The sequence below is a fragment of the Streptomyces sp. NPDC091377 genome (assembly GCF_044757045.1).
Lineage (GTDB): Bacteria > Actinomycetota > Actinomycetes > Streptomycetales > Streptomycetaceae > Streptomyces.
This window is the reverse complement of record NZ_JBIVUE010000028.1, coordinates 69,163-91,392: the sequence shown is the minus strand read 5'-3', so window position 1 is coordinate 91,392 and position 22,230 is coordinate 69,163. Positions and strand designations below refer to the sequence as shown.

Genomic DNA, 22,230 nt, shown 5'->3' with positions numbered 1-22,230 from the left:
AGCAACGGCATCGCCTCCGACACCGTCACCAGCTCCCGCAACGGAGACCGCTCCAGCACCTCCACCACCTCCGGCACCAACGCACCCGCCAGCCGCTCCAGGACCGGTCGGTCGTCGTCGCGCAGGGAGTGGGCGGCCCGCAGCACCGTGGCGCGTCCGGCGCGGTCGGGCACCCCGGCCGCCGCGCGCTCGTGGAGTTCGGCGCCCTCCTCCAGGACGAGGCCGGTGTCGATCCCCGCCGGGATCTTGATCTGGGCGTTCCGCCGCCAGGTGGTGATCGGATCAGCCCACCCCTCCACCCGGAACGTCCAGTGGCCCTGGGCGTCGGGGGTGACGTCGGCGCCCCAGCGGTCGCTGCCGGGGGCCAGTTCACGCAGGGGGGTCCAGGGGGCTATGCGCCCGTCGGGTCCGGTGAGGACGACATTCGCGCCGACGGCGCCGTCTCCTTCACGGAACACGGTGGCGGAGACCTGGAACGTCTCGCCGACCACCGCCTTCGCCGGGTGGCTGCCGCCCGCCACCGCCGGCCGGACATGCCGTACCGGGATACGCCCGATGCCGGGCCTCGCGCCCATGGTCCTCACCTCCGTCGTGCCGCGAGCCGGACCTTCGACGGCCCGGCTGATCCGATCGCCCCGAGCCCGAGCCCGGCCCTCCCATGCCCGAGCCCGATCACCCAAGCCCGAGCCCGATCACCCTCACCCATCACTCACCACCGGTCACCCGCCATAAGTCGCCCACGACCCACCACGATCCGATCACCACCAGCCACCAGCCACCAGCCACCGGCCACCAGCGGGCAGCCACCAGCCACAGCCCGACACCCCGGGTCCGGATCCACCCGGCGCCCTGACCTACCCGTCAAGGCCCCGCCGGCCGGAACCCGCCTACATCCCCACCGTCGTACGCAGCACCCCCGGCGGGCCCCGGCGCACCGGACGCCCCTGACGGCGGCGGCCGTTCTGCTCCCGCATGTATGTGGTGAGGGTGGTGCGGAGATAGCGTTCGGCGGCGTCCGCGGCCTCCCGGGCGCAGCGCTTTCCCATGAGCACACACAGCGTGTAGCCGGAGTCCTCGAACACGGCTCGCACCGCGCGGTCGGCCGGTGAGGCGAGCATCATCCGTTCCCAGGACCGGTACCGCCGCAACTGCCGGGTGACCTCGGCCTTCGCGGGTAGCAGCATGGCGCGGTTCACCTTCCGGGCGACGAAGGCACGCTCCCGACCGTCGGGCGCCGCTCGAAGCCTTCACTCATGGTGCACGGACGGCGACGCAGCGTCTTGTTGGTGCTTCAACCATCTGAGAGGTCCACCCGTTCATCCCGCATATGCACTCGAACGCCCCAACCATCACTCCCGCCCCGGCCTTCACCCCCGGCCCCCACCGCCCCCGACGCCTCACGACCTCTCTCGTGTTGCACGAATGGCGTAGTGCCCGCACGGTGGAGGTGACTCAGAAGCGATCGGCGCTCACATTCCGTGCTCGGGTCCGGGTCCGCCCGGCCCCGGAGGGATGCGCGCCGCCGGTGAGGAGCCGACGACGATGAAGACCGCAGTGCCCTGCTATTACCACCTCGACGTGGAGGCCGACCCGGAGCGCGTGGGACAGGTCAAGCGCATCCTGACGGCCCACTTGCGCTACTGGGATCTCGACCCGCTCGTGAACCTCGTCTGCGACGGAGTCGGACTGCTGCTGGAGGCCATCGGGGAACACGCCACCGACAAGAGCGCGTCGGTCGAGCTGTGGTGGAACGGCCAGCACCTGATCACCGCCGTGGCGGAGAACGACCGCGACCTGCGTCCGGACCTGGAACTGCGCGGCTGTCTGGAACGCATCGCCGCGCAGAGCGACGGCTGGGGCTGTTGTGCCACCGGCACCGGCAGCCAGGTCATCTGGTTCTCCCAACGCGCCCGCGACGGGGAACGCGTCCCCCTGGTCCCGACGGCCCCCGAACCGCGGCTGCGCGAGGTGCTCCCGTTGCCCCGCGCCCTGCCCCTCGCCGCCGTCGCCGCGGCTGCCCCCTGGCTGCCGGAACATCTGCCGGACCGCGTCCTGAACGGCGTACCCGCACCGTGTCCTGAACGGCGTACGGCACCGTGTCCTGAACGGTGTACCGGGCCGTCTCCCGGAGGGCGTACCGGACCGGATCCCCCGCGGTGTCCTGGAGGGCGCGCGGTGACCCAGAAGCCGTACCGGAAGAAGAACAGCGGGGCGGGGACCGAGGCCGGGGTGTCCGCGTGGAGCGGGCACCCCTACCCCTTGGGTGCCTCCTTCGACGGACAGGGCACCAACTTCGCCCTGTTCAGCGAGGTCGCCGAGCGCGTCGACCTGATCCTCGTGGACGACGACGGACCCGGCCGGAGCGTCCCGCTCACCGAGGCCGACGGTTTCGTCTGGCACGGCTATCTGCCCGGCGTCCGCCCCGGCCAGCGCTACGGCTACCGGGTGCACGGCCCCTGGCACCCCGCCGCCGGCCGGCGCTGCAACCCGGCCAAGCTGCTCCTCGACCCGTACGCCACCGCCGTGGACGGGCAGATCGACAACCACCCCTCGCTCTACGAACGCGCCCCGAACGGCCCCGACCGGGCCGACAGCGCCGGGCACACCCTGCTCGGTGTGGTCACTGACCCCTTCTTCGACTGGGGCGACGACCGCCCGCCGCGCCGCCCCTACGCGGACACCGTGATCTACGAGGCCCATGTCAAAGGGCTGACCATGCGTCACCCGGAGCTGCCGGAGGAACTGCGCGGCAGCTACGCCGGGCTGGCCCATCCGGCGGTCGTGGAGCATCTGACCTCGCTCGGGGTGACGGCCGTCGAGCTGATGCCGGTCCACCAGTTCGTCCAGGACGGCATCCTCCAGGACCGGGGCCTGACCAACTACTGGGGCTACAACACCATCGGCTACTTCGCGCCCCACAACGCCTACGCCGCCGGCGGCACCCGGGGCCAACAGGTCACCGAGTTCAAGGCCATGGTCAAGGCGCTGCACGCGGCCGGTCTCGAAGTGATCCTGGACGTCGTCTACAACCACACCGCCGAGGGCAACGAGAACGGCCCCACGCTCTCCTTCCGGGGCATCGACAACGCCTCCTACTACCGCCTGGTCGACGGCGACCGGGGCCACTACTACGACACCACCGGCACCGGCAACAGCCTGCTGATGCGGCACCCCCACGTCCTTCAGCTGATCATGGACTCGCTGCGCCACTGGGTGACCGAGATGCACGTCGACGGCTTCCGCTTCGACCTCGCGGCGACCCTGGCCCGCCAGTTCCACGAGGTGGACCGGCTCTCCGCGTTCTTCGACCTGATCCAGCAGGACCCGGTGATCAGCAGGGTCAAACTGATCGCCGAGCCCTGGGACGTGGGGGAGGGCGGCTACCAGGTCGGCAACTTCCCGCCGCTGTGGTCGGAGTGGAACGGCAAGTACCGGGACGCCGTACGCGACTTCTGGCGCGGCGAGGAGCACACCCTCGGCGAGTTCGCCTCCCGGCTCACCGGCTCCGCCGACCTCTACCAGCACAGCCGGCGTCGACCGCGCGCCAGCGTCAACTTCGTCACCGCGCACGACGGATTCACCCTGCGCGACCTCGTGTCGTACAACGACAAGCACAACGAGGCCAACGGTGAGGGCGGCCGGGACGGCGAGAGCGACAACCGCTCCTGGAACTGCGGGGCCGAAGGCGCCACCGACGACCCCTCCGTCCTGGAACTCCGCGCCCGCCAGCAGCGCAACTTCCTCGCCACCCTGCTGCTGTCCCAGGGCATCCCGATGCTCGCGCACGGGGACGAACTGGGCCGCACCCAGCGCGGCAACAACAACGCCTACTGCCAGGACGGCGAGATCTCCTGGACAGACTGGCGGCTCACCGAGGAGCAGCGCGAGCTACGGGACTTCACCGCGTACGTCATCGCGCTGCGCGCGGCCCACCCGGTGCTGCGGCGCCGGCGCTACTTCCGCGGCGAGCCCCTCACCGGGGCCGGACGGCCGCTGCCCGACCTGGTCTGGCTGGCCCCGAACGCCCGCGGGATGACCGAGCGGGACTGGCAGCGCCCTGATGCGCACACCGTCGGTGTCTTCCTCAACGGCGACGCCATCGCCGAGCGCGATCCGCACGGGAGGCGGGTCGTGGACGACTCGTTCCTGCTGCTGTTCAACAGCTACTGGGAGCCGGTCGACTTCCGCCTCCCCGACACCAGGTTCGCCGAGCGCTGGACAGCGCTGATCGACACCTCCGACCCCCGGGGCACCCCCGACGAGACGGAGCACAAGGCGGGCACCGGCCTGACCGTCGCACCCCGCAGCCTGGTCCTGCTCTCCCGCCCCGCACGCGTCCACGGGGACGAACCGGACCACTGAGGGGAAGGAAGGGGTGATCCGCGGGCAGCCGCCACCCGCGGAGCCCCTGACCCGGGTCTGACCTGGGTCTGCCACGGAATCCCACGGGAATCCCACGGGAGTCCACCGGGATCCACGGGGATCCCCTCGGACTCACGCTAGGGCCGCCGCTGCGACGTCACCGTGAACTGCGCCCCGTCCGGATCCCGCAGCACCGCTTCGTCGGCCGCCTTCGTCAGCACACTGCCGCCGTGCTGTTCCGCCGCGCGGGTGCAGGCCGACACGTCGTCCACCGCGAAGTGCACCTGCCAGTGCGGCCGGACCGTGGGATCGGGGGCCGCGCCCAGCGCGCCCGAGCGGATCCGCGCGACTACCTCCTGACCCCGGCGCAGCACCACCTCGTCGCCCTCGTAGTGCACCTCGCAGGAGCCCGGCCGGTCCGAGGCCCACTCCAGGACCTCGCCGTAGAAGATCGCCGCGTCGAAGGCGTCCCGGGTGTGCAGCCGGATGAAGGCCGGGGCCGAGCGGTGCCACACCTCCCAGTGGCCCACCAGCTCGCCCTCCCAGATCCCGAAGGTGGCCCCGTCCCGGTCGGCGACCAGCGCGGCCCGCCCCGGCGGCAGCGAGATCGGCCCGACGGCCACGGTGCCGCCCCGCTCCCGGGCCCGGGCCACCGCCGCGTCCGCGCTGATCGCGGCGAAGTACGGGGTCCACGCCACCGCCATCTGCCACATGCCCGCCACGGCCGCTATCCCGGCCACCGGCACACCGTCGGCGAGCGCGATCCGGAAGTGGTCGCCGAGGGTCGCCTGCCGCCACTGCCAGCCCAGCACCGCCGTGTAGAACGCCTCCGTGGTGTCGAGGTCGCGGCTGGTCAGACTGACCCAGCAGGGGGTGCCGAACACCGAGTCCGTGTAGGCGACGTCCGGCGCGGGCCTGGCGGGTGTCGTGCGCTGGTTCATGAGACTCGTCCTGCTCTCGTCGGCCGTCGGCCCTCGGTCGCCCGGTCAGACACCAGTCTCCAACCGGAATCGCCCAGGGGCCTGCCGAATGCCTGGCACTTCCGCCCCCCACCTGTGTCGGAAGGATCGTGGACCGAGGGCTGCTGAGGGAAAGCGGAGGCGTTCTTGACCTGCCCTTGGGGCAATACCTCTGTAACAGAGCTAATGTAAATCATATGGACCAGGAATCGTTCCCCGAGGAATTCGCCGACGCGCTGGTGGGCGTCCAGCGGCTGATCCGCCGCCGGGTGCGCGCCGAGATGCCGGACCCGAGGCTGCGCGGCGCCGAGGTGGAACTGCTGCGCCTGGTGACCGCCCGCCCCGGTATCCGGATCTCCGAGGCCGCCAAGAAGCTCTACCTCGCGGGCAACTCGGTCTCGACGCTGGTCAACCAGCTCGCCCGGGACGGCTGGCTGGTGCGGGAGACCGACCCCGCCGACCGCCGCGCCGCCCGACTGGTGCCGACCCCGGCCGCCGAGACCCGGCTCGCCGACTGGCGCCGCCGCCGGGCGCGGCTCGTACGGCAGCAGGTCGCCCGATTGGACGACGCCGACCGCGCGACTCTGCGCGCCGCGCTCCCCGCGATGCGCCGCCTGGCCGAGTCCCTGCGTGAGGAGGACGTGTGACCACCGAGAGCGCTGTTTCCTGCACCGGCCTGACCTATGCCTTCGGCCAGACCAAGGCCGTGGACGCACTGGATCTGGCCGTGCGCGAGGGCGAGGTCTTCGGACTGCTCGGCCCCAACGGCGCCGGGAAGACCACGGCGATCCGCTGCATCACCACCCTGCTGCCGGTCCCCGCCGGAATGGTGCACGTCTTCGGCCGGGACACCGCCAAGGACAAGATGCGCGTCCGCCGACTGCTCGGCTATGTGCCGCAGCAGCTCTCCGCCGACTCCGGGCTGACCGGCCGCCAGAACGTCACCCTGTTCGCCCGTGTCTACGACGTGCCGCACCGCGAACGTGCCGAGCGGGTCCGCCAGGCGCTGTCCGCGGTCGGTCTCTCGGATGCCGCGGACCGGCTGGCCGGCACCTACTCCGGCGGCATGATCCGCCGTCTCGAACTCGCCCAGGCACTGGTCAGCGCGCCCCGGCTGCTGATCCTGGACGAACCCACGATCGGCCTGGACCCGATCGCCCGCACCGACGTCTGGGAGCACATCAACGCCGTACGCACCGCCACCGGCATGACCGTCCTGGTCACCACCCACTACATGGACGAAGCCGACCAGTACTGCGACCGCGTGGGCCTCATGCACCACGGCCGGATCCGCGCCCTCGGCACCCCCACCGAACTCCGGCGGGGCCTCGCCGAACGCCGCTCCGGCACCACCGCGGCCGACGGACCGCTGCCGACGCTGGAGGACGTCTTCCGCGACGTCGCCGGCGGCGGCCTCGACGACGAGCCAGGAGACTTCCGCGATGTCCGAAGCACCCGCCGCACCGCAGGCCGCGTCGGCTGACCCGGCCGCCCCCTCCGACATAGGGCTGCTGCTGCGCCCGCCCCAGCCCCGCGCGGGCTGGCGGCTGCTGCCCGCCCGGGTGGCCGCCATGTGCGCGGTCGAACTCCAGAAGCTGAGCCACGACCGCACCGAGCTGTACACCCGGGCCGTCCAGCCCGCCCTCTGGCTGCTGATCTTCGGCCAGACCTTCACCCGCATCCACGCCATCCCGACCGGCGGCGTCCCCTACACGGACTTCCTGGCCCCCGGCATCATCGCCCAGTCCGCGATGTTCATCGCGATCTTCTACGGCATCCAGATCATCTGGGAGCGCGACGCGGGCGTCCTCAACAAACTCCTCGTCACCCCGACGCCGCGCGCCGCGCTGATCACGGGCAAGGCGTTCGCCTCCGGCGTCAAGGCGCTCATCCAGGCCGTCGTCGTGATCATCATCGCCGCGCTGCTGGGCGTCGCCCTCACCTGGAACCCGCTCAAGCTCCTCGGTGTCGCCCTGATCGTGATCCTCGGCTCCGCGTTCTTCGCCTGTCTGTCGATGTCGATCGCCGGGATCGTCCTCAACCGCGACCGGCTGATGGGCTTCGGACAGGCGATCACCATGCCGCTGTTCTTCGCGTCCAACGCCCTGTACCCGGTGGACATCATGCCGGGCTGGCTCCAGGCCGTCAGCAAGGCCAACCCGCTGAGCTACGAGGTGGACGCGCTGCGCGGGCTGCTGATCGGCACCCCCTCGCATCTGGCGCTCGACTTCGGGGTGCTCGCCTTCGCCGCGGCGGTCGGCATCGCCGTCGCCTCCTCGCTCCTCGGACGACTCGCCCGCTGACCGACCGTCGCGACCGGACCGTCGCGACCGGACCGTCGCGACCGGACCGTGGTGACCGGACCGTGGTGACCGGCCGTCGTACCCTCCCGCCGTGACCGGACCGTGGACGGCCGACGTGATGTGCAGCACGCGCGCCCCCGGCCCCGCGCCGGCTCCCCGAGCGTTCTTCCTGGGCACGGCTTGATCACCGATCACCGCGTCAAATTCCCTGATCACAGTGCGTTCCGTGTATTTGACAGTGTGCTCGGGGCACGGATAGGAAGCAGGCTCTTGGAGTGCGAGGGGTGCGAAAAGGTGCATGAGCCGAATGTGGTCGGGGATTGGCAGGAGTACGACGAGCACCCCGGTCTGCGTGTCCGCGTCCACCGGCTGCACGCCCAGGAACCACCGCGCGGTCGCGACGACACCGCGGAGGGGCTGACGTACTTCACCCTCCGGGTCACCGTCGAGAACCGCGGCTCCCGCCACTTCGGCGTCCACCTGGAGGACGGCCAGCTCGATGTGCGCGTCGGCCCCGACGGCGAGAGCGCCTTCCTCGACTGGCGCAACTCCCAGTTCATCGAGGGCTACGACGTCTACCCGCTGCGCCGGGCCACGGCCGTACTGTTCGCCGCCGCCCCCGAGACGGCGCTGTCCCGGGTGGACGTCCAGGTCCAGCTGCGGATCGACGAGGAGTGGACCGAGCGCCGGCTCTGGTCCGGCGGCCTCGGTCTCCAGGACGACACCACCGGCCCCTGCGCGCCCACCGTCCACGAGAAACTGGCCCACCAGATCAGCGACTTCCTGCGCGACCAGGCGGAGGAGGGCAGCGCGTGAGGCGCTGAGCCGCGTCCGGTCGGCCGCCCCGCCGCGGGTCCCGTCAGTGCGGGATGCCGTCGATGATCTCGCGGGCGCCCTGCCGCAGCAGCGCCACCGCCACCGACGTGCCGAGCGTCGCCGGGTCCAGCCGGCCCGCCCACTCGTGCGCGTTGAGCCGGGTCTTGCCGTCCGGGGTGAAGACACAGGCCCGCAGGGACAGTTCCCCGCTCCGGTCCACGCGGGCCACACCGGCGATCGGGCTGTTGCAGTGCCCCTGGAGCACATGGAGGAACATCCGCTCCGCCGTCGCCTCGCGATGGGTGTCCGGGTCGCCGAGCGCGCTGACCGCCTCTATCACCTCGGTGTCCCCCTCGCGGCACTGCAACGCGAGGATGCCCGCCCCGATCGGCGGCATCATCGTCTCGGTGGAGAGCACCTCGCCGACCATCTCGGTCCGCCCGATCCGCTCCAGCCCCGCCAGCGCCAGCAGCAGCGCGTCCGCCTCCCCGGCGGCGAGCTTCTCCAGCCGCCGGTTGGCGTTGCCGCGGAACGGCACACACTCCAGATGCGGGTGGGTGGCGGCGAGTTGCGCGATCCGGCGCACCGACGAGGTGCCGATCCGGGTACCGGCCGGAAGCGCGTCCAGCGTCAGCCCACCCGGATGGACGAGCGCGTCGCGTACGTCGTCCCGCTCCAGGAACGCCGCGAAGACCGTGCCCGCCGGCAGCGGCCGGTCGGCGGGCACGTCCTTCACGCAGTGCACGGCGAGATCGGCCGCACCGGCCAGCAGCGCCGCGTCGACCTCCTTGGTGAACGCGCCCTTGCCGTCGACCTGGGACAGATCTCCCAGCCACTTGTCACCGGTGGTCTTCACCGGGACCACCTCGGTGCGCACACCGGGGTAGTGGGCGGTCAACTCGGTGCGCACCCGTTCCACTTGGGCGAGTGCCATGGGCGAGTCGCGGGAGACGATGCGGATCAGTTCGGGGACCGGCATGGGGACACGATAGTGGGTCGTCGCGCGCCCCTGTGCCGCGCACCGCTCAGGCGTGCGGGTCGAACGGGATGCCGGACGGCTTGGCCGTCGCCAGGTGCGAGGCGAAGCCGCTGTCCCGCAGCCCGAAATTGGCGCTGCCGAAATCGTGGGACGTCAGCCGGTCGCGGATCCCGGCCGGGTAGCCGTTCCAGCCGACCAGCGGCGGGTACTGCCAGGTGCCCTTGTGGTTCTCCGGTGGCTCGTCGTTGAGGCCGGCGGCGCGGAAGCAGTGGGTGCTGATGCCGTCCTTGTGGTAGACGATCTTCGGGTGGGTGCCGTCGAAGCGGATCGCCGAGGCGTTGTGCACGGTGAACGAACCGTGGTTCGACGTGGAGACGTACTGCACCTGGTTGTCCCGCACCCACACCACGACGTGCTCCCAGTCGTGGCGGTGCCCGCCGAGGCCGGTGCCGGGCAGGGCCTGGTCCTTCTCGAAGTACAGCGCGTAGACGATGCCGCACCAGCCGTTGTTGCACTTGTAGCGCGCGTAGCCGTTGGTGGTGTCCAGGTCGACGGCGTCGCGGCAGTTGCCGTTGAGCGCGCCGGTCGGGGCGAGGCCCGGGTTGAGGGTGCCGTCGGGGCCGATCGCGGCCGTGGAGTAGCAGCCGTCGGTGTCGTAGTCGTAGGCGGGCTGGAAGGTCCGCTCGAAACCGTCGGCGTCGGCGGGGAGCGCGGGCGGCGGGGCGGCCAGCGCGGTGCCGGGGAAGGCGAGCACGAGGGCGGCGGCCCCGGCGAGAGCGGCCGACAGCCTTCGGGAGCGGCGGGGGGACTTCTGAGACCTCTGGGGGTTCTGGGACTTCTGGGACGGCACGGCTTCTCCTCCGGGCAGGGCCCAACGGGGTGGGGGGAAGGACGGGTCGGTCCTGACGGGGGGTTCAGTCTGCCGTCGTTGTGCTGTCCATGCCAAGAGTGAGGGGTGTCACGGCGGTGAAGCATGGGGCAACAACCGGCACTCAGGACGCTCCGGCCCCGCCCTGTCGGCCCGCGCCGTCACCCCGGGCGCTGTCCGTCGGGCGCCCCGGGCAGCAGGGCCGAGGACTCCTCGGGCGTGAGATCCTGCCGCAGCCGTAGCCAGGACGGCTGACGCAACTGCCCGAGGCGGGTACGGGTGCTGTAGCGGACCTCGCCGACCAGCCGGGGGAGCACCCAGTGGACGCCCGCCACGGCGGGGACGGGGTCGAAGGGGCAGACGGCGGTGGCGTACGACCCCATCAGCGCGGCCAGTTCACGCCGCTCGGCCTCGCTCCAGCCGGTGCCGACATGACCGACGTACCGCAGCCGCCCGGCGCCGTCGAACTGCCCCAGCAGCAGCGACCCGGGCAGCCCGGTCAGCCGTCCCCGGCCGGGCTGCCAGCCCCCCACCACGACATCGACCCCGAGCGTGTTCCGGATCTTGATCCAGGAGCGGGACCTGACCCCGGGCCGGTACACCGAGTCCAGCCGTTTGCAGACCAGCCCCTCCAGCCCGTGCTCCCGGGTGGCGCGCAACGCCCGCTCGCCATGCCCCACGAGCGCGGCCGGCGTCGACCAGTAGGGCCCGGCCAGCCCCAGCCCCTCCAGCCGCCGCCGACGCTCCTGGTACGCCTCCCTGAGCAGCGGTCTCCCCTCCAGGTGCAGCACATCGAAGAGCACCAGATGCACGGGAGTCTCGGCCGCCCGGCGCGCCGCCCGGCCCGGCGCGTGCGCGAGCCCCATCCGCGACTGGAGCGACTGGAAGTCGGCCCGCCCGTCCGCGTCCAGCACCAGCACCTCCCCGTCCAGCACGGCCGCCGTGTCCCCCAGTGCCCCGCCGAGCGCCGCCAGTTCCGGATAGGCGCCGGTGATGTCCTCCCCGGACCGCGCCCGCAACCGCAGCCTGCCGTCCCCTTCCAGGTACACCACCGCCCGCTGCCCGTCCTGCTTCGTCTCGTACGCCCACCGGGCATCCTGCGCGGCGGGCGGCAGCGAGCCGGGCGTGGCCAGCATCGGCTCGATCAGGGGGAGGTCCACGGCTAGAGATCTGAACCCGCCCGTGGTCCGCCACGCCCCGCCGGGCCCGTATTCCCCTGAACGGCGGGCGGCACCCGGCCGCGCGTCCGACGCCGCGGGGGCGAGAACCGGCCGTCGGCACCGCACCGGGCAACCCGGCCGATACGGACGCCGTCCGTCCTAGGGCACGGAACGCTTCCCGCCGCCCGAACGGGCCGGAGCCGCACCACCGGTCGGCGCAGCCGCACAACTCCGGCCCCCACCCCTGGATCTTGGCCGACGGCTTACTGGAGCGAGACGGACCAGCGTGGACTACTTGAGTCAGGCAAGCAGGAGATTGGGTGATCCGCATGCACTCGTTATCGTCGGCAACCCCCGTTCCCCCGACGGCCGCAGGCCCCGACGACATCGCCCGGTGCACCGACCTCGCGCGGGGCGCCGGCCAGCGCCTGCTGGTCGTGGTGCCCGAGCCGGATGTCGCCGAACTGCTCACCAGCACCCTGACCCTGGCGGGCTACCAGGTGACCCGCGCGTTCTCCGGCCGGGAGGCGCTCGCCCGGGTCCGGACCCAGCCGATCGACCTGATCGTGCTCGACCCACCCCTGCCGGACACCGACGAACTGGCCCACCGGTCCGACGCCGTCCCCGACCCGTGCCCCCCGGTGCTGCTGCTGGCCTCCTGGGACACCCTCGGCGAACTGGTGAACGACCCCATCCCGGTCCGGAGCGACTACGTCACCAAACCCTTCCGCGTCGCCGAGGTCCTCGCCCGGATCGGCGCCCTGCTGCGCGACACCGTCCCCGGCCCCGCACCCCGGGACGCCCCGCGCTACGCCGATCTGCTCCTGGACGACCCCCTGTGCCGCGCTCGCCGGGGCACCCGCACCCTCGACCTCACCCCCGCCGAGTACCGACTCCTGCTCCACCTGGTCGACAACGCCCACCACGTGCTGTCCAAGGACCAGATCAGCCAGTACGTCTGGGGCGAGTTCCGGGGCGACAACGCCATCGAACAACTCGTCTCCCGGCTCCGCCGCAAGGTCGACCGGGACGCCCCCGCGCTGATCCACACCAGACGCGGCTTCGGCTACTGGCTCGGCCACGCCGACATCGAGACGGGTACCGGACCGGACCCCGCGATGTGACCTGCGCCACGTCAGGGTTCTGTCAGCCGTCTGACCGCAAGGCGTCAGTTCGCGCTGTTTGTATGGGCCTGTCGAGATCTCACCCCCATCGCCCGGCGCCTCCGCCCAGGCGGAGCCCTGCCCACCGAGGAGAGACATGGCCGACACGTCGACCGGCACGGCATCCCCGGCCCCCGCCTACCCGATGCCCCGCGCGACCGGCTGCCCCTTCGACCCGGCACCGGAACTGCTGACCCAGCGTGAGCGCGGACGCCTGGTCCGGGTGCGGCTCTGGGACGGCAGCACCCCCTGGCTCGTCACCCGCCACGCCGACCAGCGGGCCCTGCTCCTCGACCCCCGGGTCAGCGCCGACTTCACCAAGCCCGGCTACCCCCTCCAGACCGCGCGCACGGAGGACGACCCGGACGACATCGGCTTCATCACGATGGACGACCCCGAGCACGCCCGGCTGCGCCGCATGGTCACCGCCCCGTTCACGCTGCGCCGGGTCGAGGCATTGCGGCCCGGCGTCCAGCAGATCGTGGACGACCTGATCGACGGGATGCTGGCCGAGCCGGGCCCGGTCGACCTGGTGCGCGCCTTCGCCCTGCCCGTGCCCTCGCTGGTGATCTGCGCGCTGCTCGGAGTCCCCTACGAGGACCACGATTTCTTCCAGGAGGAGAGCCGGACCCTCATCCGGCTGAACGTGCCCAGGAAGGAGCAGACGGCGGCTCTGGACCGGCTTGTCGCCTATCTGGAGAAGCTGCTGGACGACAAGGCCGAGCACCCCGCGGAGGACCTGCTCTCGGACCTCGCCGCCCGGATCGCCACCGGGGAGCTGACCCGTGAGGGGGCCGCGCGGATCGGCGTACTGCTGCTGATAGCCGGTCACGAGACCACGGCGAACATGATCGCCCTCGGTACGGCGGCGCTCCTCGCCCACCCCGAACAACTCGCCCTCCTGCGCGACACGGACGACCCCGAGGTGATCGCGGCGGCGGTCGAGGAACTGCTGCGCTATCTGACCATCGTGCACAACGGCAGGCGCCGTGCCGTACTGGCCGACATCGAGTTCGCGGGCGAGGTCATCCGGGCCGGCGAGGGACTGATCCTCCCCAACGAACTCGCCAACCGCGACCCCGACGTCTTCCCCGACCCCGACCGCCTCGACCTGACCCGCGGCAACCGCCGCCATGTCGCCTTCGGCTTCGGTGTCCACCAGTGCCTCGGCCAGCCCCTCACCCGGATGGAACTCCAGGTCGTCTACGGCACCCTCTACCGCCGGATCCCCGCCCTGCGCCTGGCCACCGCCGCGGAGAGACTGCCGTACAAGCACGACGGCTCCATCTACGGCGTCTACGAACTGCCGGTCACCTGGTGACCCGCGTATCGACAGGAGGCAGGGCATGAAGGTGGAACTCGACGGGAACCGCTGCGTCAGCTCGGGCCAGTGCGTGATGTCCGCGCCGGACGTCTTCGACCAGAGCGAGGTGGACGGCGTCAGCTTCGTGCGGGACGCGGAGCCGGGCCCGGAGACCGAGGAGGCCGTCCGCGAGGCCGTCAGCCTCTGCCCGGTCGGCGCGATCACGCTCCTGGAGGACTGAGGGGCCGAGCGACCGAAGGGACGAGGGCGCGGGGGATCCGAGGCGATCCGGGGCCGGGCAACTTACTTGACTTAGGCAATGATATGGTAAAGTCCGGGTATGCCCGCGAAAGACTTTCCCCCCGCCTCACCGGAAGTGACCGAGATCGAGCGCGCCTTCACGCGCATCACCTATCTCAGCTCCCGGGCCCGGCAGCACGACAAGCTGATGGCCGCGGCCGGGGTCCCCCTGGACCGGGCCGCCACGGCGGTGCTGCGGCGGATGGCCGACGGGGAACCGCCCCGGCCGGGCGAGCTGGCGGCCCGGCTCGGGGTCGAGGCGTCCCATGTGACGCGTACGGTCCAGCAGTTGGAGCGGGCCGGGTATGTGTCCCGGGTCCCCGACCCCGACGACCGCCGTGCCCAGCGGATCGAACTGACCGACGCGGGCCGCGACGCCATCGCCCGCGTCCGGGACGCGGGCGCGCGTGGCATGCAGGTCGCCCTGGCCGACTGGAAGCCCGAGGAGCTGCGGCAGCTCGCCATGCTCTTCCACCGCATGGTGGACGACTTCCTCACCCACATGACGGACGAGGACACCGAGGAACAGCCGGGCCCCCGGGCCTGAACGCCCGCCGGAACACACCGCGTCAGCCCTTCCGCCCCGACAGCCCCTCGGCGCCCTCGGCACCGCGCTCGGCCCGCTCCACGGTCCCGCCCGCCCCCGCCGGCTCCCGCAGCCCCCGCACCAGCAGCCACCCGATCGCGGGGAGGGCGACGAGCGGCACCAGGGCGGTGCGCAGCGTCGTGGCGTCGGCGAGTGCTCCCAGCGCCGGGGCCGCGAGGCCGCCCGCGCTGACCGCCAGCCCGAGGGTCACCCCGCTCGCCGTGCCCACCCGCCGGGGCAGACAGTCCTGACCCAGCGTGATGTGCAGCGCGAACGGGACGTAGAGCCCGGCCGAGACCAGCGCCACGAAGCCATGGACCGCCGGTCCCGGCACGAGCAGCAGCCCCGCCACGGCGACGACCGTCAGCGCGTACGAGTGCCGCACCACCGCCATCCGCCCGTACCGGTCGGCCAGCCGCCCGCCCGCCACCGTGCCCAGCGCGCCGCCCGCGTACAGCACGAACAGCGCGACGGTCCCCGCCACCTCGCCGCCCCCGGTGCGCTGCCGCACATACAGCGAGACGAACGCGCTCAGCCCGACGAACACGATCGACCGGCACACGATCGCCCCGCTCAGCCGCAGGAACGCGGGCCAGTCGTCCCGGCCGGTCGCCTCCCCGCGCGCCGCGACCGCCGCCGGGCCCCGGCGCGCGACCAGACACAGGACCGTGCCCAGCAGCGCGGGCACCACCAGCAGGGGAGTGGCCCCCAGCGAACCCGTGGCGACCACGGCCGACACCAGCAGCGGCGCCAGCGCGAACCCCACGTTCCCGCCGAGCGAGAACCAGCCCATCGCGGTCTCGCTGCCCCGCGCCGCCGCGCGGGCCGCGCGGGCCGCCTCCGGGTGGTACGCCGCGACCCCGACCCCGGACAGCGCGACCGCCACCAGCGTCGCCGCGTACGCGTCACCGACCCCGCTCAGTGCCACCCCGACCCCGGACGCCAGCACACTCACCGGCAGCAGCCAGGGCATCGGCCGCCGGTCCGTGAGCACCCCGAACAACGGCTGCACCAGCGACGACAGCAGCGAGGCGGCGAGTACGACCCCGGAGGCCGCCGCGTACGAATAGGCGCGCTCGGCGACGAAGTACGGCACCAGGGCCGCCACCGCCCCCTGGTAGATGTCCACACAGGCATGGGCGACGGCCATCAGCGTGATCGGCCGGCGGCCCGGCGCCGTGGATACGGTCCTCATGGAAGCGATCGTCGCCCGCGACACAGGTGTCCGGCTTTCAATAAACTGCCGGATGATGCCGAACATCCGCCACCCCCGCCCCGCCACGAGGGACACCGCCGTCCCCGACACCGCCGTCCCCGACACCGCCGTCCGCCACACCCCGAAGGCCCCGACGCGCACCCAGCCCCTGGCCGCCGGCGGCCGGATCGACGCGCACCGGCACGACGAGCACCAGATCGTCTACGCCGGCTCCGGCGTACTGGCCGTCACCACGGAGACGGGCACCTGGTTCGCCCCCGGCACCCGCGCCCTGTGGGTGCCCGCGGGGACCGTACACGCGCACCGCGCCCACGGCCGACTCGATCTGCACCTCGTCGGTCTGCCCGCCGACGACAACCCGCTCGGCCTGGACACCCCGACCGTCCTCGCGGTCGGCCCGCTGCTGCGCGAACTGATCCTCGCCTACACCCGCGACCCCGAGGACACCGGCCCCGAACGCCGCCGGCTGCTCGCCGTGCTCCGCGACCAACTGCGCGCCTCGCCCCAGCAGCCGCTGCTCCTGCCCACCGCCACCGATCCCCGGCTGGCCGCCGTCTGCGACCTCGTCCACGCCGACCCCGCCGACCCCCGCACCCTCGCCGCCCTCGGCGCCGCGACCGGCACCGGTGAACGCACCCTCAGCCGGCTCTTCCGCGCCGAGTTCGGCCTGACGTTCCCGCAGTGGCGCACCCAGTCCCGGCTCTACCACGCCCTGGCCATGCTCGCCGAGGACCTCCCCGTGACGACGGTCGCGCACCGCTGCGGCTGGTCCTCCGCCAGCGCCTTCATCGAGGTCTTCCGCCGCTCCTTCGGCTGCACCCCCGGCACCCACCACCGCCGCGCCCGCACGGCAGCGGCATCCGATGACCCACGAGTACGATCCGGGACGCGACCGCCCCGGCGACCGGCCCCGGCGGACCGCGCGACAGCGCGGGCATCAGCGCCGAGAGGGAAGCCATGACAGGACGAGTGAACGTCGGAGACACGGTCGAGGACTTCGAACTGCCCGACGAGACCGGCACCGGCCGGAGGCTGTCCGCACTGCTCGCCGACGGACCGGTGGTGCTGTTCTTCTACCCCGCCGCCATGACCCCGGGATGCACCGCCGAGGCGTGCCACTTCCGCGACCTCGCCGCCGAGTTCGCGGCGCTCGGCGCCCGCCCGGTCGGCATCAGCGCCGACACCGTGGAGAAGCAGCGGGAGTTCGCCGGGGCGCACACCCTCGGCATGCCGCTGCTGTCCGACCCGGACGGCACGGTCAGGGAACGGTTCGGGGTCAAACGGGGGTTCACCCTCGCCCCGACCAAGCGGATCACCTTCGTCATCGCCGAGGACCGTACGGTCCTGGAGGTCGTCCGCAGCGAACTGCGCATGAACACCCACGCCGACCGCGCCCTCGCCGCCCTGCGCGCCCACCGCGGCTGAGGGGCGGAAACCGGCCGAGGCGTGCGGCGGTTTCCCGAACGCCGGTTCGCACGGGGGGCGATCCGGGATACTGAGGCGCATGCGGTCGCCGAGCAGAGCCTGCGCCGCCCTCGGACTCGCCCTCGTGGCGGCCGTCGGCTGCACCGACACCGGGGACGACGGCTCCGCCGAGCGCCCCTCCCCGTCGAACGTGCCGTCGGCCACCGGCACCCCACGGCCGAGCCCCAGCCCCAGCACCGCGCCCCCCGACCCGGTCTCCCTCCCCGGCCTCGCCGCCCGCGAGCACACCGGCACCGACCTGCGCCTCGGCGACGTACGCGTCCGCGACGACGCCTACACCCAGTACGCCGTCACCTACCGGGCGAACGGGCTGACCATCTCCGGGATCATGAACATCCCCACGGGCGACGGCCCCTTCCCGGCGCTGGTGCTCGCCCACGGATACATCGACCCGGACGAGTACACCACCGGCCGCGGCCTCGCCCGCGAACAGGACCGGCTCGCCCGCGCCGGCTACGTCGTCCTGCACACCGACTACCGCAACCACGCCGGGTCCGACGACGACCCCGACAACGACCTCAACCTCCGTCTCGGCTACACCGAGGACGTCATCGGCGCCGTCCTCGCCCTGCGCTCCTCCGGACGCGACGAGATCGACGGCGACCGCATCGGGCTGCTGGGCCGCTCCATGGGCGGTGGGGTCGTCTACAACACGCTCGTCGCCGCCCCCGGACTGGTCGACGCGGCCGTCGTGTTCGCGCCCGTCAGCGCCCGCCCCGAGGAGAACGTCGAGCAGTTCCAGCGCGACGACCCCGCCACGGCGGAGGTCGAGGCCGAGCACGGCACTCCCGAGAGGAACCCCGCGTTCTGGCGCGAGATGTCCGCCCTCACCTACGTCGACCAGGTCACCGAGCCACTCCTCATCCACCACGGCACCGCCGACGGGACCTGCCCCGTGCGATGGTCGCGCGAGGTGGCCGAGGTGTTCGACCGGGCGGGCAAGGACGTGGAACTGCGCACCTACGAGGGTGAGGGCCACACCTTCTACGGGCAGTGGCCCGACTCCATGGAGTCCACCCTGAAGTTCTTCGGCGACCGCCTGAACTGAACGCGTTCCCCCACCGGAGGACTTCCCCCGGTCAGCACTCCTCGTGCACCTCCGGATCACCGCCCAGCCGCCGGTGCCCCCGCTGCCGCGCCGGGTCGGCCGACTGGGGACGCGGACCAGGCCCCTCGACCGTCCCGTCCTTCCCGCCTCATGGACAGGTGTCAGGCGATCAACCGCGGGGACCGATCACGGCCACCGGCGGGTTTATGAGAGGTGGCCTGGAGCAACCTGTCGCGCGGGAGGCACTGTCGCCACCGCCGGTCATCGCTGCCACGATCTTCACAGGGGCCGAGCCGATGACCGAACGAGCGACGGAGTGGGCATGAGAACGGACACGGGAGTGACGGTGGAGTCGGGTGGGGGGATCGAGGTGAAGCCGGTCGCCGGATTCATCGGCGCCGAGATCACCGGCGTGGATCTGGCCGAAGGGCTGGACGACATCCAGGTGGCCACCGTCCGGGCCGCGGTGCTGCGCTGGAAGGTGGTGTTCTTCCGGGGACAGCGGCTGGACCACACCGCACACGTACGGTTCGCCCGCCGGTTCGGGGACCCGGTGGTGCTGCGGCGGCGCGGCTCCGCCTCGCCGTTCAGCCATCCCGAGGTCGAGACCACCGCCGACCGGCTGGAACTGGGCGGACGGTTCGGGATGGGGCACGACGAGTGGCTGCGCCGCCGCCGGCACATCCCGCAGCGCGGCTGGCACTGCGACCACGGAGCCCGCATCGACCCACCCGCCGCAACGATTCTGCGCGCCGACACCGTCCCGCCCTACGGCGGCGACACCACCTGGGCCAACCTGGCCGCGGCCTACGCCGGACTCTCCGCCCCGGTGCGGCGGTTCGTGGACGGACTGCGCGCCGAGCACCGGCTGGGCGTCGGCTACCAGTCACGGCCCGGCGACGACGCGTACGTCCGCCATCTGCTGGACCACCAGATCGCCACCCTGCATCCGCTGGTCCGGGTCCATCCGGAGACCGGTGAGCGGGTGCTGTTCGTCAACGGCTACTACCTGGACCACATCGCCGACGTGTCCCGCGCCGAGAGCCGCCTGCTCCTGGAGATGCTCCTGGAACAGGCGACCCGGCCCGAGTACACGGTCCGCTTCCGCTGGGAGCCCGGCAGCGTCGCCTTCTGGGACAACCGCGCCACCATCCACCTCGCGCCCTCCGACAACGCCCATCTCGGCCACCCGCGCATCATGCACCGGGTGATGGTCGGGGGCGATGTGCCGGTCGGCATCGACGGCCGGCCGTCGGAGGCGATCGTGGGCAGCGCCCCCGGAACCTGGTGACGCGTCGCCCGCCGCGCACCCGGGGCGACCGGTCTCAACCGGCCGGTCGGCCCAGCGCCGGCCCCAGCCGGGTCGCCAGGTCCGTGAGGATCTGCACATAGTCCTCATGATCGAAGGAGAACGGCAGCGCGAACGCCACCTCGTCCACCTCACGGAACGCCGGGTGCGCGTGCAGCCGCTCGGCGATCTCCTCCGACGTGCCGACCAGGTCCGGCGCGAACATCATCCGGGCCGGCCCCTGCGGCACCTTCGTGCGCGGGGTGCGCAGGGCGGCGTACTCCTCGTACTTCGCGCGCTGCGCGGGCGTCGCGGAGTCGGTGGGGACCACCACCAGACCCTGCGAGACCCGGGCGGCCTCCCCGTCGGGGTGGGCCGCCCGGAAGGCCCGGATGTGGGAGAGCTGGATCTCGGCGAAGTCCTGCGCCTCCTCGGCCTTGACGACACTGCTGGTCAGGAAGTTCATCCCCTGCTCACCGGCCCAGCGCGCCGAGGCCAGGCTCGCCCCGCCGTACCACATCCGGCGGCCGAGCCCGGGGGAATGCGGCTGCACCCGGTCCGAGTACACCTCGAACCCCTCGGTGCCGCTGAAGTCGCTCGCGGACGCGCCGCGCACGAGGTCCAGCAGCCGCCGCACCCGCTCGTACCCGAACTCCTCCGCCTCCGCCGTGTCCGGGTACAGGGCCCCCTTCACCCGGTCGAAGTGGGCCGGCGGGCCCACACTCACCCCGGGGTTGAGCCGGCCGCCCGACAGGACGTCGACGGTGGCGAGATCCTCCGCGAGCCGCAGCGGGTTCTCCCAGCCCAACGGGATGACCGCGGTGCCGAGTTCGATCCGGCTGGTGCGCTGCGAGGCCGCGGACAGCACGGCCACCGGGGAGGAGATGCCGTACTGGAGATGCCGGTGGCGCACCCACGCGCTGTCGAAGCCGAGCCGCTCACCCAGCTCGATGATCTCCAGTGTCGACTCGTGCCCCCGGCGCGGATCGTCCCCGTCGAACAGACCGATGGTGAGAAATCCCAGCTTGCGCAGGGGGCGTGAGGCGGCGGCCACGGGATCCACGGGTTCCTCCGTACGGCGTCGGTGGACAGCTCTCGGCCTCCCGTCAACCGCGCGGCGCCGCCCCGTGTTCCCGGACGGTCAGTTCAGCGGGTCGAGGGACATCCGCGCCTGCTGCGGATTGCCGTCGTGGACCAGCGACTCATGGTTGCCGACGTCGTCGAAGGCGAACGCGTACGCCTTGCCGTCGGCCATCCGCTCATGGATGGCCCGCGCGTAGTGGTTGGTCACCCCGTCCTTGTAGAAGTTGGTTGAGGATCCGTCCGGTTGCTGCGCGTTGACCAGCAGCGTCGACCGGTTGAAGCCCGCGCACAGGGTGCGGGAGATCGGCCCGCGCACGGCGTCGTTCGGCGCGTCGAGCAGCCTGTGGCAGCCGAAGACACTGTCGGCGTCGGGCTTGCGGAAGCTCGTCACCGTGGCCCCGGAGCCGTCGGTGAAGTTCATGACGTCACCGGAGACCCGCCCGAAGTACTTCACGCTCGGCCGGTCACCGAACGGTGTCACCGTCAGTGTGGTGGTGGCGTAACGCTGCCAGACCCGGTTGATGTAGTCGTCCATCACCGAGCGCGGCAGCGCCCCGGTCTCCACCCCGTACAGCGGCGCCAGCGCGCGCAGCACCGTGCCGTCGGGCCGGGTCTGGATCAGCCCGGACCAGCCGCCGGACTGGGCCCGCAACGCCTGGAACACCCCGGTGTAGCCGCCCGCCTTGAGCTTGCCGGTGCTGGTCACCCCGCCGTCGGCGCGCTGCACCCCGACCGAGTAGGGCGCCGAGAACATGTCGACCTGGGTGCTGTTGAGCCAGATCCCGGCGTCGTTGAGCGTGTACTCCGACCAGTTGAAGAGGATGTTGCGGTTGGGGTCATTGGGGTTCTGCACGGCGGGCTGCACCAGACCGCCCGTGGTCAGCCGGAAGTCGAGCTTCTGCCCGTAGGAGAAGTAGATGCGCCCGGAGAGCTTGGGGATCCGGATCGTCTTCGACTGCCCGGCCGCCGGTCCGGGGATCGACGCGTCCGGCGCGGGCGTGGGCGGATTGCCCCCGGCGGGCCAGGCGTGGAAGGTGCCGGACGCGTCCGCCCAGCCCTGCCGGCCCTCGGGCGAGGTGCCGAGGACGTAGACGTGGACCGCGTCGGCGCGGCCGGAGTTGTTGGTGAGCGACAGCGGGATCGTGGCCGGTACGGCGGCCCGCGCGTCGGCCGGTCCGCCGAGCGAGACCAGCGTGGCGACCAGCGCGGTCGCCGCGGCCGAGGCCAGCAGCCGGGGTCGGGTGAGGGTGGGCACTCTCCACCTCCGTGCGGTGTGGGGGGACATGCGGGTGGGGGGGGATACGAGTGGGG

At 72.3% G+C, this 22,230-nt stretch carries 22 protein-coding genes and 1 pseudogene; 13 read left to right on the top strand and 10 right to left on the bottom strand.

Going from position 1 to position 22,230, the window contains the following annotated elements; genetic code table 11:
* Positions 1-575: maltotransferase domain-containing protein (locus tag ACIQNG_RS36635; RefSeq protein ID WP_401491252.1), on the bottom strand; the 575-nt coding region annotated here is incomplete at its 3' end.
* A gap of 312 nt (positions 576-887) precedes the next feature.
* Positions 888-1,184 (bottom strand): DUF5133 domain-containing protein, encoded by a 297-nt coding sequence (locus tag ACIQNG_RS36630; RefSeq protein WP_401440401.1) that lies wholly within the window; start codon positions 1,182-1,184, stop codon positions 888-890.
* Positions 1,185-2,229: 1,045 nt separating this feature from the next.
* Between ACIQNG_RS36630 and glgX the strand changes: the two genes are divergently transcribed.
* A complete protein-coding gene (gene glgX, locus ACIQNG_RS36625; RefSeq protein ID WP_401491257.1) occupies positions 2,230-4,362 on the top strand; it encodes a glycogen debranching protein GlgX in 2,133 nt (710 codons plus the stop codon).
* 137 nt (positions 4,363-4,499) lie between these two features.
* Here glgX and ACIQNG_RS36620 read toward each other — a convergent pair whose 3' ends face one another.
* A complete protein-coding gene (locus tag ACIQNG_RS36620) occupies positions 4,500-5,303 on the bottom strand; it encodes a VOC family protein (protein WP_401440403.1) in 804 nt (267 codons plus the stop codon).
* A 215-nt stretch (positions 5,304-5,518) separates the two neighbouring features.
* Here ACIQNG_RS36620 and ACIQNG_RS36615 point away from each other — a divergent pair, with 215 nt between their 5' ends.
* From ACIQNG_RS36615 to ACIQNG_RS36600, 4 genes are all read left to right on the top strand, one after another.
* On the top strand, positions 5,519-5,968 hold the full coding sequence (locus ACIQNG_RS36615) for a MarR family winged helix-turn-helix transcriptional regulator (RefSeq protein WP_401440405.1): 450 nt from the start codon (positions 5,519-5,521) through the stop codon (positions 5,966-5,968).
* A complete protein-coding gene (locus ACIQNG_RS36610; RefSeq protein WP_401440407.1) occupies positions 5,965-6,804 on the top strand; it encodes an ABC transporter ATP-binding protein in 840 nt (279 codons plus the stop codon). Before ACIQNG_RS36615 ends, ACIQNG_RS36610 begins: the two co-directional genes overlap by 4 nt.
* Positions 6,764-7,624, top strand: coding sequence for an ABC transporter permease (locus ACIQNG_RS36605; RefSeq protein WP_401440409.1), 861 nt, complete (start codon positions 6,764-6,766; stop codon positions 7,622-7,624). The genes ACIQNG_RS36610 and ACIQNG_RS36605 overlap by 41 nt, the downstream gene beginning before the upstream one ends.
* Before the next feature lie 294 nt (positions 7,625-7,918).
* A complete protein-coding gene (locus ACIQNG_RS36600; protein ID WP_401491249.1) occupies positions 7,919-8,440 on the top strand; it encodes a hypothetical protein in 522 nt (173 codons plus the stop codon).
* 43 nt (positions 8,441-8,483) lie between these two features.
* Here the strand turns inward: ACIQNG_RS36600 and hemC are convergent, their stop codons facing one another.
* From hemC to ligD, 3 genes are all read right to left on the bottom strand, one after another.
* On the bottom strand, positions 8,484-9,419 hold the full coding sequence (gene hemC / locus ACIQNG_RS36595) for a hydroxymethylbilane synthase (RefSeq protein WP_401491247.1): 936 nt from the start codon (positions 9,417-9,419) through the stop codon (positions 8,484-8,486).
* A 46-nt stretch (positions 9,420-9,465) separates the two neighbouring features.
* Positions 9,466-10,269, bottom strand: a complete 804-nt coding sequence (locus ACIQNG_RS36590) for an NPP1 family protein (RefSeq protein ID WP_401491245.1) — start codon at positions 10,267-10,269, stop codon at positions 9,466-9,468.
* Positions 10,270-10,448: 179 nt separating this feature from the next.
* Entirely contained in the window at positions 10,449-11,447 is a 999-nt protein-coding gene (ligD, locus tag ACIQNG_RS36585) for a non-homologous end-joining DNA ligase (RefSeq protein ID WP_401491243.1), read from the bottom strand.
* Between the two features lie 329 nt (positions 11,448-11,776).
* On the opposite strand from ligD, the gene ACIQNG_RS36580 reads away from it, so the two are divergent.
* The 4 genes from ACIQNG_RS36580 to ACIQNG_RS36565 all read left to right on the top strand — a co-directional run bounded on the left by ACIQNG_RS36580 (position 11,777) and on the right by ACIQNG_RS36565 (position 14,760).
* Positions 11,777-12,571: a response regulator transcription factor gene (locus tag ACIQNG_RS36580; RefSeq protein WP_401440419.1), complete on the top strand. Its 795-nt coding sequence runs from the start codon at positions 11,777-11,779 to the stop codon at positions 12,569-12,571.
* Between the two features lie 136 nt (positions 12,572-12,707).
* Complete coding sequence (locus ACIQNG_RS36575; RefSeq protein WP_401491241.1) at positions 12,708-13,931, top strand: cytochrome P450; 1,224 nt, start codon at positions 12,708-12,710, stop codon at positions 13,929-13,931.
* A gap of 25 nt (positions 13,932-13,956) precedes the next feature.
* The gene (locus tag ACIQNG_RS36570; RefSeq protein ID WP_401491240.1) at positions 13,957-14,154 is read left to right on the top strand and encodes a ferredoxin; all 198 of its coding nucleotides are present in this window, start codon (positions 13,957-13,959) and stop codon (positions 14,152-14,154) included.
* Positions 14,155-14,253: 99 nt separating this feature from the next.
* Complete coding sequence (locus tag ACIQNG_RS36565) at positions 14,254-14,760, top strand: MarR family winged helix-turn-helix transcriptional regulator (protein WP_401491238.1); 507 nt, start codon at positions 14,254-14,256, stop codon at positions 14,758-14,760.
* 22 nt (positions 14,761-14,782) lie between these two features.
* On the opposite strand, the gene ACIQNG_RS36560 is transcribed toward ACIQNG_RS36565, so the two are convergent.
* Positions 14,783-15,994: an MFS transporter gene (locus ACIQNG_RS36560; RefSeq protein WP_401491236.1), complete on the bottom strand. Its 1,212-nt coding sequence runs from the start codon at positions 15,992-15,994 to the stop codon at positions 14,783-14,785.
* A gap of 52 nt (positions 15,995-16,046) precedes the next feature.
* Between ACIQNG_RS36560 and ACIQNG_RS36555 the strand changes: the two genes are divergently transcribed.
* From ACIQNG_RS36555 to ACIQNG_RS36545, 3 genes are all read left to right on the top strand, one after another.
* A complete protein-coding gene (locus ACIQNG_RS36555; RefSeq protein WP_401491233.1) occupies positions 16,047-16,976 on the top strand; it encodes an AraC family transcriptional regulator in 930 nt (309 codons plus the stop codon).
* Positions 16,973-17,440, top strand: a complete 468-nt coding sequence (locus tag ACIQNG_RS36550; protein WP_401440429.1) for a peroxiredoxin — start codon at positions 16,973-16,975, stop codon at positions 17,438-17,440. The genes ACIQNG_RS36555 and ACIQNG_RS36550 overlap by 4 nt, the downstream gene beginning before the upstream one ends.
* Positions 17,441-17,519: 79 nt before the next feature.
* A complete protein-coding gene (locus tag ACIQNG_RS36545) occupies positions 17,520-18,548 on the top strand; it encodes an alpha/beta hydrolase family protein (protein ID WP_401491230.1) in 1,029 nt (342 codons plus the stop codon).
* A 31-nt stretch (positions 18,549-18,579) separates the two neighbouring features.
* Here ACIQNG_RS36545 and ACIQNG_RS36540 read toward each other — a convergent pair.
* A pseudogene (locus ACIQNG_RS36540) lies at positions 18,580-18,672 on the bottom strand (aldo/keto reductase); the annotation flags it as partial.
* A gap of 198 nt (positions 18,673-18,870) precedes the next feature.
* Between ACIQNG_RS36540 and ACIQNG_RS36535 the strand changes: the two are divergent.
* Complete coding sequence (locus tag ACIQNG_RS36535) at positions 18,871-19,839, top strand: TauD/TfdA dioxygenase family protein (RefSeq protein ID WP_401440433.1); 969 nt, start codon at positions 18,871-18,873, stop codon at positions 19,837-19,839.
* A gap of 34 nt (positions 19,840-19,873) precedes the next feature.
* Here the strand turns inward: ACIQNG_RS36535 and ACIQNG_RS36530 are convergent, their stop codons facing one another.
* Both ACIQNG_RS36530 and ACIQNG_RS36525 read right to left on the bottom strand, forming a co-directional pair.
* Positions 19,874-20,890, bottom strand: a complete 1,017-nt coding sequence (locus ACIQNG_RS36530) for an LLM class flavin-dependent oxidoreductase (protein ID WP_401440529.1) — start codon at positions 20,888-20,890, stop codon at positions 19,874-19,876.
* A gap of 87 nt (positions 20,891-20,977) precedes the next feature.
* Entirely contained in the window at positions 20,978-22,204 is a 1,227-nt protein-coding gene (locus ACIQNG_RS36525) for a glycoside hydrolase family 64 protein (protein ID WP_401491227.1), read from the bottom strand.
* Positions 22,205-22,230 lie beyond the last annotated feature (26 nt).

Excerpts from the sequence above, each read along its gene's own strand:
- ACIQNG_RS36630 (WP_401440401.1), bottom strand. The coding sequence starts at position 1,184 with ATGCTGCTACCCGCGAAGGCCGAGGTCACCCGGCAGTTGCGGCGGTAC.
- ACIQNG_RS36620 (WP_401440403.1), bottom strand. The coding sequence starts at position 5,303 with ATGAACCAGCGCACGACACCCGCCAGGCCCGCGCCGGACGTCGCCTAC.
- ACIQNG_RS36615 (WP_401440405.1), top strand. The coding sequence starts at position 5,519 with ATGGACCAGGAATCGTTCCCCGAGGAATTCGCCGACGCGCTGGTGGGC.
- ACIQNG_RS36605 (WP_401440409.1), top strand. The coding sequence starts at position 6,764 with ATGTCCGAAGCACCCGCCGCACCGCAGGCCGCGTCGGCTGACCCGGCC.
- hemC (WP_401491247.1), bottom strand. The coding sequence starts at position 9,419 with ATGCCGGTCCCCGAACTGATCCGCATCGTCTCCCGCGACTCGCCCATG.
- ACIQNG_RS36580 (WP_401440419.1), top strand. The coding sequence starts at position 11,777 with ATGCACTCGTTATCGTCGGCAACCCCCGTTCCCCCGACGGCCGCAGGC.
- ACIQNG_RS36575 (WP_401491241.1), top strand. The coding sequence starts at position 12,708 with ATGGCCGACACGTCGACCGGCACGGCATCCCCGGCCCCCGCCTACCCG.
- ACIQNG_RS36570 (WP_401491240.1), top strand. The coding sequence starts at position 13,957 with ATGAAGGTGGAACTCGACGGGAACCGCTGCGTCAGCTCGGGCCAGTGC.
- ACIQNG_RS36565 (WP_401491238.1), top strand. The coding sequence starts at position 14,254 with ATGCCCGCGAAAGACTTTCCCCCCGCCTCACCGGAAGTGACCGAGATC.
- ACIQNG_RS36560 (WP_401491236.1), bottom strand. The coding sequence starts at position 15,994 with ATGAGGACCGTATCCACGGCGCCGGGCCGCCGGCCGATCACGCTGATG.
- ACIQNG_RS36555 (WP_401491233.1), top strand. The coding sequence starts at position 16,047 with ATGATGCCGAACATCCGCCACCCCCGCCCCGCCACGAGGGACACCGCC.
- ACIQNG_RS36550 (WP_401440429.1), top strand. The coding sequence starts at position 16,973 with ATGACAGGACGAGTGAACGTCGGAGACACGGTCGAGGACTTCGAACTG.
- ACIQNG_RS36545 (WP_401491230.1), top strand. The coding sequence starts at position 17,520 with ATGCGGTCGCCGAGCAGAGCCTGCGCCGCCCTCGGACTCGCCCTCGTG.
- ACIQNG_RS36535 (WP_401440433.1), top strand. The coding sequence starts at position 18,871 with ATGAGAACGGACACGGGAGTGACGGTGGAGTCGGGTGGGGGGATCGAG.
- ACIQNG_RS36525 (WP_401491227.1), bottom strand. The coding sequence starts at position 22,204 with ATGTCCCCCCACACCGCACGGAGGTGGAGAGTGCCCACCCTCACCCGA.